Source organism: bacterium (assembly GCA_026708015.1).
Classification (GTDB): domain Bacteria; phylum Actinomycetota; class Acidimicrobiia; order Acidimicrobiales; family Bin134; genus Poriferisocius.
The window spans coordinates 1-14,242 of record JAPOVT010000053.1; the positions used below are offsets into that span (position 1 = coordinate 1).

Sequence of the window (14,242 nt, forward strand, 5' to 3'; positions counted from 1 at the left end):
ATCAATGACATGGTTACCTCCTAATCGAGGTGACCGGCCAAAAGGGGGATGCTCACTCATAGCTGAAGCGAGAGATTGGGTTGCTGGAAGTATGGATCTTCCGCTGCCGAGTGAAGACATCTGCGATGCGACCGAAAGTGGGCTGGCAGATGTTTGGCGATCCCTTGGCGATGACTAGCGGGACTTCGATTCGGGGGCCGCGAGCCGCCAGCGGTTTCGCGGGCTTTGCGGGGTAGCCTCTGTTGGTTCCACTTGCCCGTCTTTCTCCATGATCTTCAGCCACCGCAAGACAGATTGCCGGGAGATGCCGAGTTCCTCTGCCAGCCTCCCGGTTGAAAGGGCATCGTTGATCAATAGTCTTGCGATTTGGTTGCGGGTCGACGTGGTGTGACTGAGTTGGCGCCCCTGGGGTGACTGGGGTTGGTCGGGCAAAGTCCCGTCATCGATGTTGGCCAGGTAGGAGCGACCGCGGATGGTTACCGAACAGTCGCCAATGCGGTCTTCGAGGAGTGGAATGTCGAGTCCCGCATCTTGGAGGGAAGCGGCGACGGCGAGTAACCCCGACCCGCGGTTCTCGCACACTGCTCGGTTGGTGTGGGGAATCTCTATGTCCTCAAGAAGCTTGGCGAGCCGAGAGTTACGAGATGAGGTGACTGGCCTGGCGAAAAGGTGGTCGCGGTTCAGCTGACCGTGGAGCCCCCCAGGATTGACTACCTCCAGTCGATCGGGATATAGCTCAATTCTCACCTGGGATCCATGAGCAGAGGGGTGATAGTCGCGGTGCAGGAGTGCGTTAACCACGGTTTCTCTCACGGCCTCATCGGGGTATTCCCACAAATCGAGCCGCCCATCGCCGGAGATCTCAGCTCGGCGGGTGGTGTTGCGCCGCACAGCGGCCTGGGCTTCGGCGATCATTGAGGGGATAGGCCCATCGATGGGGACGTTGTCCAAAAAGCGGGTGCCGTCTCGCATCGGTCTGCCGGTTGCGGTCGGAAATGCCACGAAGGTCACATTGAGCTGCGGAAAAAACTGCTGAGGATAGCGGCCCAATGCCAGGAGCCCGGCGAGTGTGAGATACGGCTCGGACTCCTCCCCGGAGGTCACGCTCAGGATGCGGAGGATGTCGTCGTCGTTGCGGTCAGCGAGCGCTGATCCTCGACGGCTTCGAATGCGGTTGAGCAAGGCGCTGACAAGGTTTTCGTCGAGGTCGCTTCGCTTTGCTCCATCCACGACAGCGATGTCGTCAAGAGGCTGCCCCCGACCGGACATGAGGATGTGGATTTCGTAGAAGCTGAGCCGCCGGTCGCCGTCGTGAGTTCGTATGTAGGATCCGCCTTCGAGCCGCTTCGACTTCAAGTAGCAGGGTTTTCGTCCCGCGGGAAGCTCATCTATTGCCGCCGCTACCACCGGTTGCCCGTCCACTTTGGCGATGTCGATTTCTGCTCGTATTGGGGGCTCCAGTTCGTTGGCGCATACTGAAGCAAGGTCGTCAGCGAGCTTTTTCGCGTTGATGGCCGCCGGCAGAAAATCCCCGTCGCTGAGTCCGAGGAGCACAAGCCCACCCCGGGCGTTGGCAAAAGCTGATACCGATTCGGCTATCGACTTCGGCATCCCACCCGCGGCTGACTTGACTTCGATGGCCTGGAGATCGGTGGCAGCTGCTCGAAGGCGCTGCACTGCCTGGTCAACCTGAGGCTGGAGTCCAGCGCCGACATGTTCTCGAGACATGACGAGATGCTAACTGCCGATAGTCAGTCTGACAACCGTGATTGTCAAACTGACAGAGATATGGCTGTCAGATCGACATATAAGCAGTGCCCATGATAGTTGGGGCTGGGTTGGGTTGTGGGGGTCAGATAGTGAGGCGCTTGCTGCGGCGGGACAGGCTGGCCAGGAGGAGGCCGGCTAGGAGGAGGGTGGCGGCGATGATGAAGAGCAGGCGGCTTTCCACGCCGGTGGCGGGGAGTTCTTCGCCGGTCATGGCGTCCATTCCGTCAGCCATTCCATCGTCCATGTCATCCATCTCGGCGGTGGCCACAGCGATGATGCGGCCTTCGCCGCCTTCGGGGTAATCGGCAGCAGTGATGGTGCCGCCGAGGCCGTCGGCGATGTAGGCGGCCAGGGACTGCTGGTCGGTGAGGCCCAGGTGGGTGCGGGTGCCGTCGCCGAACAGGTACTGGTCGCCGCCGTTGGCCAGGAAGTTGAGGGTGACCAGGGCGATGGATGGGGCACCGTCCACCACGGCCCCGTCGCTCACGATGGCGGTGCCGCCGTCCAGGGTGATCGACTGCACCCGGGAGCCCTCGGTGGTGACGGTGTCGTCTTCGCCGATCTCCTGGGGAGTGCCGGCGGGGTCGTACACCAGGGTCATGCCCGCGATCTGGGCGAAGCGGCCGCTGGAGCTCTCCACCCTTGACACCGCGTTCTCGAAGATCACCTTCATCTGGGCGGGCGACACGTCTTCGATCACGGTCACGAAGTTGCCGAACGGTGAGATGTTGAAAGTCTCCAGCTCGCTGATCGGGCCCACCGGGATCACCGAGTCGTTGCGGATGCCGCCACCATTTTGGAGGGCGACCGCCGGCTGGGGCACGCCGAAGTCGTCGGCCAGCCGTTGGCCATTCCACAGCAGGGCGTCGGCCAGCAGGTTGCCTTGATTGGTTTCGTGCGTGCGGATGCCCGGCGAGCGTCGTCCGTCTAGGGGCACCTCGGTGGTGCCCACCGGGGAGGCGGCCAACTCTTCGAGGGCCGCGGCCACCGGTTCGGTCACCTGCGTTACCACGTCGGCGTGGGGCTCAACCGCGTCGGGCTCGTCCCCGCCGGCCACCCGGCGCAGGCCGCTGGCCTCGTCGATGGCGGTCACGTTGCCGTCGGCATCGACGGTCAAGATCAGCTGGCCCACGTAGGTGTAGTCGCCCGGTGTGGTCACGATCGGGACGCTGCTGCCGTCGGCCAGGGTGGCGGTGAGCGGATAGGAGCCGTAGGGATCGCCGTCGCCGGGCAGCAGCACGGTGGTGTCGTCGGCCAGCAGCGCCCCGCTGCCGCCGGCCACGATGGCGTCCACGCCGGTGAGCTCGGCGGCCAGATCGGTCTCGCCGCTCAGGGCCTGCAAGTGGGTGGACAGCACGATGATGTCCACCCCGTCGCCAGTGAGCCGGTCGATCTCGGCCTGCACGATCTCGGCCACATTCGACATCACCGCCACGTTGCGGGGGCTGGAGATGTAGGAGAGCTCCGGGGTGGTGGCGCCGATGATGCCGATGCTCCGACCCTGCTTCTCCACCACTGCCGACGGGGCGATACGGCCCTCATCGACCAGCGCAGCCAGCGCCGGCTCGCCGGAGAAGTCCAGGTTGGCGCTGATGAACGGCGCAGTGGTGGTCTCGGTGATGAACCGGGCCAACAGGTCGGGGCCCAAGTCGAACTCGTGGTTGCCGATGGTCAAGGCGTCGTAGCCGATGAGGTTGAGGGCCAGGGCGTCGTAGAACGGGCTGTCGTCGCCGAGACTCACCGACAGCTCGGGGCCACTCAAGAAGTTGTCGCCCGAGGAGATGGTGATCACCGCCGCGCCGTCATCGGCAGCCTGGGACCGCAGCTGGTGTACCAGGGAGGCGAAGCGGGCCACGCCGCCGTAATCGGGCAGGTCCGACGACGCCTGCACCAACTGCGACTCGCCGTCGTTGTGGTGCAGGATCACCAGTTGCAGCTCTCCGCTGTCGCCGGCTGCGTCACCGTCGTCTTGCGCATTGGCCGCCACCGCGCCCAGCAGCGCGGTGACCAGGCCCAGCGCGATAAATGCCCACACGATCCGTCGAATGCTCACTGGCTGTCTCCTTCGTGCTTGTACTGGAGTTGTGTTTAGGGGTTGATGACCTCGGGTGCCCAGTTGGACTCGAATCCGATTCCCGACAGCCATGGCCTGAACCTACGGCAGCGCTAGTGGCGGTGCCGCTTCGGAGTCTGGAAAGGTACTTGACCAAGTACTTGGTCAAGTTGGTAACCTCCTATTGCGGGAGCGATGTCCCAGTGATTTCAAGGGACCTGCGGGAAGTCTGATTCGGCACATGAAGAGACTAAAAACAGGAAGAAAATGACACGATTGGTGAAAATCGGCGAGGCGAAAACACACCTCTCAGCGCTGTTGGCGGAGGTGGAAGCCGGGGAGGACTTGGTCATCTGCCGCGGCTCTAAGCCGATCGCCCACGTCACTCGCATCGATCGGGCGCAGGAGGTCGCAGATCTGCGCGAGACAATGCGTCGGGAAAGGGCGAGGCAGCAGACTGTGACTACGCCGGAGATCTTGTCCTGGCGCCATGAAGGGCACCAACGCTGATGTCGTTCGTGCCCGATGCCTCTGTTGCGGCCGCTTGGGTGTTGCCCGATGAGGCGGCGTCAGCGGCAGACCAGGCTCTCGACCGGCTAGGGCAAGAAGTGGCAATGGTTCCGGGGATGTTCTGGGATGAAATGCGCAATCTATTGTTGTCAGCAGAGCGGCGGGGGCGAATCGACGGCGACTACGCCGACGCCTCCATGGCCCGCCTTCGCCGTCTTCCCATTCGTTGCCCAGGTGAGCCGGACGACCGGGACGTCATGGCCTTGGCCCGGAGTCACAGACTGACTGCCTACGACGCCAGCTATTTGGCGCTGGCGATTCGGGAGGGCTGCGAGCTAGCAAGCCTGGACCAGCACTTGAACGAGGCGGCTGTGGTCGAGGGCGTCCCGCTGTTCGAGTGAGCTAACGCAAGGTGGTACCGATAACTGAGCTGGTTCCAGCGTGAGCGACGCTGGCCCTTCTACGGCCTCGGGGATCTTCGCGTCGCTGTCCAACCGGGATTACACCCTGTTGTGGTGGTCGGGGCTGGTGGCGTTTCTGGCTGTCGGCATGCAGATCTTGGCTCGGGGCTGGCTGGCCATCCAGCTTACCGACAGCAACTCCAGCTTCGCTTTGGTGCTGCTGGCCTTTGGCATCGGCATGGTCACCGTCACCCCATTCGGAGGGGTGGCCGCCGACCGCTTCCCCCGGCGGGCGCTCATTTTGGGGTCGCATGTCTCGCTCACCCTGAGCGCGCTCTGGCTTGGCATCATGATGGTGCTGGGCTTGGAGCAGTTCTGGATGCTCCTACTGGCAGCGGTGATCCAGGGCTCGTCGTTCGCTTTCATGGGACCGGCTCGGATTGCCATGACCGGCGAGGTGGTGGAGCGAGAGCTGCTGTCCAACGCCATCTCGCTCACTCAGTTGACCGTGGCCAGCACCCAGTCGGTGGGACCCTTTGTGGCGGGACTTCTGGCCGACACGCCCGGTTTCGGGTTGGCCGGGGTGTACCTGCTGAGCGCCGGGCTCACCGCAGTAGGGACCGTCCCGGTGCTGATGCTGCCGACGTCGCGCCCGGAGCAGCGGGAGACTCACAGTCCCATTGAAGAGATAGCCGAGGGGGTGGCGTACGTCGCCCGGCAGCCCTATCTGCGGGTAGTGGTGATCTCCACCGCGCTCATGCTGTTGGTGGCTATGCCGTATCTGGCGTTTCTGCCCAAGTACACCGAGAGCGTGTTCGGGGTGGGAGTGCTGTGGCTGGGGGTGCTCCAGGGGGCCAACGCCTTGGGCGGCACCGTGACCGCGCTGCAAGTGGCCCGGATGCGGGACAACGCCCTGCTGTGGCGGTTGCGGATCTTCAGCTTGGGGGCGGTGGCCGCCGGAGTGGCCGTGTTGGCCATCACCCCCAATCACCTGTTGGCGCTGCCGGTGCTCTTCATGCTGGGCGGTGCAGCTACCACCTTCCAAACCGCCAACATGTCGATGTCGCTGCTTCTGGCCGAGCCCGTTTACCACGGCCGGGTGCAGAGCCTGGTGATGGTCGCGTTCAGCGCCCAGAGCCTGGTGGCATTCCCGCTCGGTGCCCTGGCTGATCAGATCGGGCTGCGGGAGATGCACGGCTACATGGCCGCGGCCACGGTATTGGTGGTTGTTTGGTCGGTTTTCGCTGGCCGCAGCGCTCGCCGCCAGACAGAGGCAGCTCGCGGCTAGGCGCGGGCGCTGACCAGCCAGGCGGCGGCACCCATGGTGATGCCGTCGGTGGTGCGGCGGCGTTCGACCATGGCCCCGATGGCGGCTTTGACCCGGTCGATCACATGCACTTCGGCGTTCTCGGGGATGGCCGTTCCGGGCAGCAGGTCCATGTAGTAGCGGACCAGCTCATCAGTGGTGCCGCCACCGATGTTCACCGGCAGGTCGTGGGGAGTGATGTCGATGTCCACCAGCCCGGCTCCGGTGAGGATTGAGCTGATCCGATCGACCGAGGCCAGCGAGAACGGTCCAGGGGCATCGGGAGCCATTGGATCGGGCGGTCCCAGCACCTCGGCCACCGCCCGGCCCGGTTCGGTAACCCAGGAGTTCTCCTCGGGCGCCCGCCAGCAGACGAAGGTCAACCGCCCGCCAGGCCGCAGCGCCCGCCGGAGGTTGGTAAAACCGGCCACCGGCTCGGCGAAGAACATGATCCCCATGCGAGAGAAGGCGGCGTCGCAGTGCCGGGGTTCGAATTGGTGGGCACCGGCGTCGGCCACCACGAATGTGGTGTTGTCCAAACCGGCGTCGGCGACCCGGCGGCGGGCCTCATCCAGCATGGGTGCCGAAACATCCACTCCGGTCACGTGTCCGCCGTTGCCCACCAAGCGGGCCAGCTCCAGAGTGGTAGTGCCGGTGCCGCAGCCGATATCCAGCACGAGCTCGCCAGGGTCGGGATGAAGTCGGGCGATGGCCGCCTCTCCGAGAGGGGCCAGCATGCCGTCCAGCCTCTCCCGATGCTCTATCCACACCGGTCCTCGGTCGTTCCAGTAGGTGCGGAGCGCATCGGCAACGTCGGCCATTGCCCCAGTCTGCCAGAACGCCCCGTCCCTGGGGCAGGCCAAGCACCCCTCCTAGAACGCTGCGGCGTGTGGGCACTCAATCCAGCTACTCCTGCGACACTGTCAGCGAGGCGGGCTACAGTCCCCGGCGGTGAAACCTGCTCCTTTTGAATACCACGCTCCGGAGACGGTGGCCGACGTGGTCAGCCTCCTCGCCGAGCACGGTGACGACGCCAAGCCCCTGGCTGGGGGCCAGAGTCTGGTGCCCATGCTGGCCATGCGACTCACCCGCTTCGAGCACATCGTTGACTTGAACCGGGTGGACGAACTGTTCGGCGTGGAGTCCGACAACGGCGGCGTCCGCATCGGGGCCATGACCCGCCAAGCAGCCGTGGAGACCGATGCAATCGTGGCCGAACGGGTGCCGCTGCTGCACTTGGCCACTCCCCACATCGGCCACTTCCAGATCCGCAACCGGGGCACAATCGGCGGCTCGGTGGCCCACGCCGACCCGGCGTCGGAGTACCCCGCGGTGATTCTGGCTCTGGACGGCACCGCCGAGATCGCCTCGGCGTCGGGCACCCGTGAGGTGCCAGCCGCCGAGTTCTTCGAGTCCACTTTCATGACTGCGGTGGCCTCCGACGAGTTGTTGACCGCTCTGCGATTCCCAGCCTGGGACCAGCCGGCCGGATTCGCTTTCGACGAGATCGCCCGGCGCAGCGGCGACTTTGCGCTGGCCGGCGCCGCGGTGGGCATCGGCACCGATTCCGGGGGGCGCATCAACCGGGCTGCGGTGGGCATGCTGGGCGTGGGTCCCACTCCGCTGCGGGCATCGTCGGTGGAGACGGCGCTGATGGGGTTGGCCGTTGCCGACGCCGACCCCGCAGAGATCGGGCGTCTGGCCGCCGACGACATGGACCCGATCGGCGATGTCCACGCCAGCGCCGAATACCGCCGCCGGGCTGGCTCCACCTTGGTAGGCCGAGTCCTGGCCGATGCTCTGGCGCAGGTTACCACGGAGGATGGCAATGGCTGATCAGATCCCCCTCTCCATGACCGTCAACGGTCGAACCCGGCAAGGAATGGGCGAGCCCCGGCTGACGCTGGCCGACTTCCTGAGGGAGCAGGCCCAGTGTACCGGCGTGCATTTGGGCTGCGAGCACGGGGTGTGCGGTTCGTGTACCGTGCTGATGGACGGCGAGGCGGTGCGGTCCTGTCTGCTGTTCGCGGTGCAGGCCGAAGGCGCCGATATCACCACCGTGGAGGGGCTTGCCCCCGACGACGAGACACTGCACCCGGTGCAAGAGGCGTTCCGCGACTGCCACGGCCTCCAGTGCGGGTTCTGCACCCCCGGATTTGTGGTGTCGGTGGCCGCTTTCTTGGAGGCCAACCCCGATCCGTCCGACGCTGAGATTCGCCACGGGATTGCCGGCAACCTCTGCCGCTGTACGGGCTACCAGGGTATCGTGGCCGCCACCCGCCAAGCCGCCGCCGTCATGAGGGGAGGGGAGTAATGGCCAGCACAGCAGCCGCCGCCCGTTACGTCGGCCAGTCGGTAAAGCGGCTGGAGGACCCCCGCCTGGTCACCGGCCATGGTCGGTATGTAGACGACATCATGCTGCCCGGCATGCTCCACGTGGCCTTCGGGCGCAGCGACCTGGCCCGGGCCGCCATCACCCGTCTCGACACCTCGGCGGCTGAGGCCCTCGACGGCGTCCACGCCGTGTTCACGGGCGCCGACCTGAACTCCCACAACGACTCGCTGCGGGCGTCGCTGCACCCGCCCGAGTCGCCCGCCCCCCCGGCCAACATGCTGGCCGACGGCGATGTGCGCTTCGTGGGCGATCCCTATGTGATGGTGGTGGCCGAGAGCCGCTACATCGCAGAGGACGCCCTCGACCTGATCGACGTGGAGTTCGAGCAGCTCGATCCGGTGGTCAACTACGAGACCGCGGCCGACTCCGACAACCACGTCCATCCCGAACTCGGCGGCAACCTGGCCCACGACCTGCCCGTGCCCAACCCGGCTCAGCAGGACGCCTTCGAGAACGCTGCCCACATCATCACCGAGACCTGGCACCAGCACCGCCAGACCAACGTTCCCATGGAGACCCGGGGCATCGTGGCTTCCTGGCAGCCCCACGCCGGGGTTATGGAAGTGTGGGCCTCCACTCAGAGTCCCCATGAGATGCAACTTGTCGGGGCCCGGGTGCTGGGCATCGGCGAGCACAAGATGGTGGTGCACTTCGGCGACGTGGGCGGCGGCTTCGGCCAGAAGATGTTCCTGGGCCGAGAGGACATGGCGGTGCTGGTGGCAGCCAAGCTCCTGGCCGCCCCGCTGAAGTGGATTGAAGACCGCCGGGAGAACCTGCTGGCCTCCAACCACGCCCGCATCGAGCAGATGACCGTGGCCATGGCGGTGGACGAGAACGGCAATTTCTTGGCCGCCGACTTAGACCAACTGGAAGACGACGGCGCCTATCCCTTGGGCGGCCCGGCCACTCCCGGCGCCATGGCCACCATGCTCTATCCCGGCCCGTACCGGATGGGACCGGTGAGCTGGCGGGCCCGCACGGTCTACACCAACACCTGCGGCCGGGGGGCCTACCGGGGCCCATGGCAGATGGAGAGCGTGGCCCGAGAGCAGATGATCGACCGGGTGGCCCGGGAGATCGGCATGGACCCCCTTGAGCTGCGCCGCCAAAACGTGCTGAAGCCCGAAGACCTGCCCTATCAGGTGTCCACCGGGCTCTTTTTCGAGACCACCATCTCGCCGGATCAGACCCTGGAGCAGGCTGCCGAGATGATCGGCTACGACGACTTCCGGGCCGAGCAGGCCAAGGCCCGCACCGAAGGCCTCTATCTGGGCCTGGGCATGGCCTTGTACATCGAGCCGACTTCGATGGGCATGGGTCCGCTGGGCACCGAGTCGGCCATGTTGCGGGTGGAGGTGGACGGCCACGTCAACGTGTTCATGGGCACCGGCTCGCACGGCCAGAGCCTGGAGACCACCATCGCCCAGCTTGTGGCCGACGAGCTCGGGGTGCGCCCTGAAGACGTCACCTTGCACCAGGGCCACGGCTCCGGCTACGGGTTCGGCACCGGCGGCAGCCGCTCGGCGGTCATCGCCGGCAGCGCGGCCCGGGCCGCGGCCTCGGGCGTGCGAGACAAGGTGGTGGCCATCGCCGCCCACCTGATGGAGGCCTCGGCCGACGACCTAGAGGTGGCCGACGGGGTGATCTCGGTCAAGGGCACACCGGCGGCCTCGATGACGATGGCCCAGGTTGCGGCCACCGCCTACCAGAACTCCGACGCACTGCCGCCGGGGGTCGAGGCTGGCCTTGAGCACACTGCCCGCTACAAGGCCCCGCCCTCCACCCACTCCAACGCCTGCCACATCTGCACCTGCGAGCTGGATCCCGACACCGGCAAGGTCACGCTTTTGCGCTATGTGGTGAGCGAGGACTGCGGGGTCCTGATCAACCCCATGGTGGTCGATGGCCAGATCGCCGGTGGGGTGGTGCAGGGTATCGGCGGCGTGCTCTATGAGCACTGCGTCTACGACGAGAGCGGCAATCCGCTGGCGTCCACCTTTCTCGACTACCTGGTGCCCACTGCTGCCGAAGTGCCCGATCTGGAGACCGGCCATGTGGTGGTGCCCTCCGACACTCCCGGCGGGCACAAGGGCACCGGGGAGGGCGGTGCCATCGGGGCGCCCCCGGCGGTGTTCAACGCGGTGGCCGACGCACTGGCCCCATTCGGGGTCTATCCCAACCGCCAGCCGCTCGACCCCAATGCGGTGCTCGGCCTGATCGCCTCGGCATCCGATTAGCTCCCCACCCCCAGTCTCGGGATCCGGCGCAGCTGGCGCGGCGCCGGCCAGAGCCGGAATGGGCGCGGGCATGTGGGCCGCGGCGGTCGGCATCTTCTTGTTCAGCTGGGGACCGGTATTCGTCCGCGACAACGAGTTCGGTGCGCTCCCGTTCGCCTTCTGGCGGCTGCTCGGAGCAGCGGCGTGGGCAGTGGCCGCGCTGTACCTGCGGGGTGGCCGGCTGGACCGCCGGGTGCTGCGCCACTCTCTGGCCGGCGGGATGGTGTTCACCGTCAACGCCATCACGTTCTTCTCCGCCATCAAGACCACTTCGGTGGCCAATGCCATGGTCATCGGCGCCACCGCCCCGATCTTCCTGCTGTGGGCGGCCGGTCGAGTCTTCAAGGAGCGGATCAGCTACCGGGTGATCGTGGCCACGCCGGTGGCCATCGCCGGGATGGCGATGATGCTGCTGGGTCGCTCGGGGGGCTCCGGTGATGGGTCGCTGTCGGGCGACGTGCTGGCGGTGGTGGCCGTGCTGGCCTTTGCCGGATACCTGATCGCCTCCCGCATTGCCCGCAACCACCTGAGCGCCCTGGAGTACCAGGCCGGATGGTCCACCATCTCCGCCGTCTTGATGCTGCCCATATCGCTGCTGTCGTTCGACCCCCTGTTTATCGGCGATGCTTGGAGCTGGGGAGTTGCCGGAACCATGGCGGTGACGGCTGGGATGGCCCATTTGTTGGTCAACTACAGCCACCGGTATGTGTCGTTGCGGGCCATATCGCTTCTGAACATGACCGCCCCGGGCCTCGCCATCATGTGGGCCTGGTTCTTGTTTGACGAGCAGATCGGCGGATTGCAGTGGCTGGGAGTTCCCCTCGTGGTGATTTCGGTGCTGGCCGTCATATTGGATGAGTGAGAAGGGCGAATTTCGACCTTGTCCAGTGAATTGGATGAGTGAGCCAGCCTGCTAACAGGGTAAAATCTCAGGTTGATCCGGGGTAGCTCAACCGGCAGAGCAAGCGGCTGTTAACCGCTAGGTTGTGAGTTCGAGTCTCACCCCCGGAGCCAAACCGGCATCAAACCAACGGGCTCGTCGTTCTAGGCTGTCAGCGGGCCCGTAGCTCAGTGGTCAGAGCAGGCGACTCATAATCGCTCGGTCGCGGGTTCGATCCCCGCCGGGCCCACTTAGACCAGAACCTGTTCAGACGCCTGTGCCGCGACCCGCTCAGGTTCTAGAGGGTGCCCGCTTCGGTCGGGTCAGCGCCCTCCTCGGTGGCTGGCTCCTGCCAGCGGCGGGTGAGCCAGCCCAGGCGGTGGGCGACGTACAGGCCGATCATGGCCAGGGCAATTCCCACGAAGCCGTCGATCACCCAGTGGTTGCCGGTGAGCACCACGGCGACCGACATCAGCAGGGGGGAGGCCACCGCGAAGATGCGAACCGGGATCGACTTCACAGTGCGGAACAGGATCACGCAGGCCAGCACGTTCCATCCCACGTGGAAGCTGGGCAGCGCGGCGTACTTGTTCACCACTGACGGGGGCTGGAGGTACTTGTAGGAGGTGGACAGCTCGGTGACCGTGTCGGTGAAGCCGTCGAAGAACCGGGGAGGGGCCACCGGGAAGAAGGCGAAGAACACCAGGCCCAGAGCGCCGGAGACGATCATGGCGTTGCGCATCAGCGTGTAGCGGCTCCGGTTGTAGTGGTACAGCAGCAGCAAAGCGCCGATGATCACCGGCCAGTGCAGCCAGATGTACACCCAGTTGAAGAAGGTGACCAGCCAGTGGTAGTCGAGCACGGCGGACTGAGACCAAGCTTCCAAGTCCAACCCCAGAGTGGACTCGAATGTCAGCAGGTCGTAGGCGTTCTTGAATGCGGCAACCTCAGCCCCTTTGGTGGCCATTCGCACACCGAAGTAGATGAGCGCGGCCACCGTCACTATCAGCACTTGTCCGGGGAAATTGCGCCAGCTGCGCGCGTTGCCGTCGATTTCCGGCGCAACGATGAGCTTGAGCTGACGAACCATGGGTAATCAATGCTACCGATTCGTTACCGAAAATTTCCACTGGTTCAATATGCGGCCCTGATCGGCCCTAGTGGTGTTTTGAATGCATCCAGATGTGCTCAGATATCGCCCAGCCAGGCCGGTGCCCGGTCCAACAGGAATTCGCTGATCTCAGCCACCTTGGGTATCACGCCGCCGAGGCATTCGTTGCCGGTGAACATGCCGCTGATCGACACCTCCACCCGAGCCGAGATGGTGATGCTCCTCTCCGGAGCGTCGGTGACCGCGGCGTAGGCGTCAATAGCCGAAACGTCCAGGGGCAGCTCCATGCCGCCGATCCCGGCCAGTTCGGTGGCCAACAGCAGCAGATCGGGTCCATCGGATAGCGGCGGAAGGCTCCAAGACACCACCAGGGGCAGTTTGAAGTCGTCTGAGGGATCCACCCCTTCGGGCAGCTCCATCAGATGGTCCTCGAAGCTCAGCATCACTCTGGGATCCACCTCTAGGGTGATGTGCACATCCAGTGGGCCGCCACAGGCAACTGCGGGGTGCAGGTCCACTTCCCACGCCTGGCGCATGGAGTAGGTCTCCACGAAATGGCGATCATCGTGGACATGGAAGCCGTGGTCAGCGGCATGGTCCTTGAGATCGGCGACGAAGGTTGCGATATCGACGACAGCCAAGAACCTCACACTGCCACGAAATCAACCGTCCTGGCTACCCGTTAGCGGTTAGCTTCATCTGGTGGACAGCGACCGGATACTGGCGGTTTTCGACCAGGCTGCGACCCGAGTAGCCGAGGTGGTCGACCGCATCGACGGGTGGCATCTGACTGGTGACCGGGAAGGCCAGTACAGCTTCGACGTGGCCGCCGATGAAGCAGCCCGAGAGGTGTTGGCCGAGGCTGGCTTCGGGGTCTACAGCGAGGAATCGGGATCCCACGACCCCAACCGGGAGATCCAGGTGGTGCTCGATCCGGTGGATGGCTCGACCAACGCGGCTCGAGGCCTGCCGTGGTACTCCACCAGCTTTTGCGCGTTGGACTCCGATGGGATGGCAGCCGCGCTCGTGCTCAATCTGGTGAACAAAAAGGCCTACCGCGCCGTCCGAGGCCGAGGAGCCACTGTGGACGGATGTCCGCTGGTCCCGCCGACCGAAAGTGACTCCCGTCGAGGGTCAGGGCCATCGGGAGAGCAATCTCTGGCCGCGGCGACGGTGGGCCTGACCTACATTCCCCCCCGGCATTTGGGCTGGAGGCAATACCGGGTGCTGGGGTCGATTGCCCTGGACATGTGCGCGGTGGCCGAGGGGGTCCTCGACGCCTACATCGACTGCACCAATGAGGGCCATTCCACCTGGGATTACCTGGGCGCGGCGTTGGTGTGCGCCGAAGCCGGGGTGGCCATGGGCGAGGCTTGGGAACGGCCCCTCCTGCCCGACGATCTGGCCGATCGGCGCTACCCGGTAGTGGCCGCCACCTCGCCCCTGCTGGCCGAGGCTCTAGCCCAGCGCCGCACCTTCGGTGCCGACGATCCGTCCGCTATCGGTGCGGGAGGGGCCGCAGGGCACCGCTAATCTGACC

At 65.3% G+C, this 14,242-nt stretch carries 12 protein-coding genes and 2 tRNA genes; 9 read left to right on the forward strand and 5 right to left on the reverse strand.

The annotated features are described in order from the left end of the window. Window positions 1–174 precede the first annotated feature (174 nt). Together OXG30_12320 and OXG30_12325 are read right to left on the reverse strand one after the other, a co-directional pair. On the reverse strand, window positions 175–1,728 hold the full coding sequence (locus OXG30_12320; GenBank protein ID MCY4135678.1) for a putative DNA binding domain-containing protein: 1,554 nt from the start codon (window positions 1,726–1,728) through the stop codon (window positions 175–177). Between the two features lie 124 nt (window positions 1,729–1,852). Then, window positions 1,853–3,823 (reverse strand): 5'-nucleotidase C-terminal domain-containing protein, encoded by a 1,971-nt coding sequence (locus tag OXG30_12325; protein MCY4135679.1) that lies wholly within the window; start codon window positions 3,821–3,823, stop codon window positions 1,853–1,855. A 509-nt stretch (window positions 3,824–4,332) separates the two neighbouring features. Between OXG30_12325 and OXG30_12330 the strand changes: the two genes are divergently transcribed. After that, the gene (locus OXG30_12330; GenBank protein MCY4135680.1) at window positions 4,333–4,734 is read left to right on the forward strand and encodes a type II toxin-antitoxin system VapC family toxin; all 402 of its coding nucleotides are present in this window, start codon (window positions 4,333–4,335) and stop codon (window positions 4,732–4,734) included. A gap of 40 nt (window positions 4,735–4,774) precedes the next feature. Beyond that, window positions 4,775–6,022, forward strand: coding sequence for an MFS transporter (locus OXG30_12335; GenBank protein ID MCY4135681.1), 1,248 nt, complete (start codon window positions 4,775–4,777; stop codon window positions 6,020–6,022). Here the strand turns inward: OXG30_12335 and OXG30_12340 are convergent. After that, a complete protein-coding gene (locus OXG30_12340; protein ID MCY4135682.1) occupies window positions 6,019–6,861 on the reverse strand; it encodes a class I SAM-dependent methyltransferase in 843 nt (280 codons plus the stop codon). The genes OXG30_12335 and OXG30_12340 overlap by 4 nt on opposite strands. Window positions 6,862–6,991: 130 nt before the next feature. On the opposite strand from OXG30_12340, the gene OXG30_12345 reads away from it, so the two are divergent. The 6 genes from OXG30_12345 (at window position 6,992) to OXG30_12370 (ending at window position 11,841) form a co-directional block, all read left to right on the forward strand. Continuing rightward, window positions 6,992–7,876 carry a xanthine dehydrogenase family protein subunit M gene (locus OXG30_12345; GenBank protein ID MCY4135683.1) on the forward strand — a complete coding sequence of 295 codons (885 nt, stop codon included), beginning with the start codon at window positions 6,992–6,994 and terminating at the stop codon, window positions 7,874–7,876. Continuing rightward, window positions 7,863–8,354 (forward strand): (2Fe-2S)-binding protein, encoded by a 492-nt coding sequence (locus OXG30_12350; GenBank protein MCY4135684.1) that lies wholly within the window; start codon window positions 7,863–7,865, stop codon window positions 8,352–8,354. The genes OXG30_12345 and OXG30_12350 overlap by 14 nt, the downstream gene beginning before the upstream one ends. After that, entirely contained in the window at window positions 8,354–10,672 is a 2,319-nt protein-coding gene (locus OXG30_12355; GenBank protein ID MCY4135685.1) for a xanthine dehydrogenase family protein molybdopterin-binding subunit, read from the forward strand. Before OXG30_12350 ends, OXG30_12355 begins: the two co-directional genes overlap by 1 nt. A gap of 58 nt (window positions 10,673–10,730) precedes the next feature. Next, window positions 10,731–11,573, forward strand: coding sequence for a DMT family transporter (locus tag OXG30_12360; protein ID MCY4135686.1), 843 nt, complete (start codon window positions 10,731–10,733; stop codon window positions 11,571–11,573). 76 nt (window positions 11,574–11,649) lie between these two features. Beyond that, window positions 11,650–11,725 (forward strand) — tRNA-Asn (locus OXG30_12365). A gap of 43 nt (window positions 11,726–11,768) precedes the next feature. Further along, a tRNA-Ile gene (locus tag OXG30_12370) sits at window positions 11,769–11,841 on the forward strand. A 48-nt stretch (window positions 11,842–11,889) separates the two neighbouring features. On the opposite strand, the gene OXG30_12375 is transcribed toward OXG30_12370, so the two are convergent. Continuing rightward, window positions 11,890–12,681: a phosphatase PAP2 family protein gene (locus tag OXG30_12375; GenBank protein ID MCY4135687.1), complete on the reverse strand. Its 792-nt coding sequence runs from the start codon at window positions 12,679–12,681 to the stop codon at window positions 11,890–11,892. Between the two features lie 98 nt (window positions 12,682–12,779). Beyond that, on the reverse strand, window positions 12,780–13,343 hold the full coding sequence (locus OXG30_12380; GenBank protein ID MCY4135688.1) for a hypothetical protein: 564 nt from the start codon (window positions 13,341–13,343) through the stop codon (window positions 12,780–12,782). A 61-nt stretch (window positions 13,344–13,404) separates the two neighbouring features. Between OXG30_12380 and OXG30_12385 the strand changes: the two genes are divergently transcribed. After that, window positions 13,405–14,235, forward strand: a complete 831-nt coding sequence (locus tag OXG30_12385) for a hypothetical protein (protein ID MCY4135689.1) — start codon at window positions 13,405–13,407, stop codon at window positions 14,233–14,235. Window positions 14,236–14,242 lie beyond the last annotated feature (7 nt).

What these genes read in the sequence shown, in the direction of transcription:
- OXG30_12320 (MCY4135678.1), bottom strand. Translation starts at nt 1,728, where the DNA reads ATGTCTCGAGAACATGTCGGCGCTGGACTCCAGCCTCAGGTTGACCAG.
- OXG30_12330 (MCY4135680.1), top strand. Translation starts at nt 4,333, where the DNA reads ATGTCGTTCGTGCCCGATGCCTCTGTTGCGGCCGCTTGGGTGTTGCCC.
- OXG30_12340 (MCY4135682.1), bottom strand. Translation starts at nt 6,861, where the DNA reads ATGGCCGACGTTGCCGATGCGCTCCGCACCTACTGGAACGACCGAGGA.
- OXG30_12350 (MCY4135684.1), top strand. Translation starts at nt 7,863, where the DNA reads ATGGCAATGGCTGATCAGATCCCCCTCTCCATGACCGTCAACGGTCGA.
- OXG30_12355 (MCY4135685.1), top strand. Translation starts at nt 8,354, where the DNA reads ATGGCCAGCACAGCAGCCGCCGCCCGTTACGTCGGCCAGTCGGTAAAG.
- OXG30_12360 (MCY4135686.1), top strand. Translation starts at nt 10,731, where the DNA reads ATGGGCGCGGGCATGTGGGCCGCGGCGGTCGGCATCTTCTTGTTCAGC.
- OXG30_12375 (MCY4135687.1), bottom strand. Translation starts at nt 12,681, where the DNA reads ATGGTTCGTCAGCTCAAGCTCATCGTTGCGCCGGAAATCGACGGCAAC.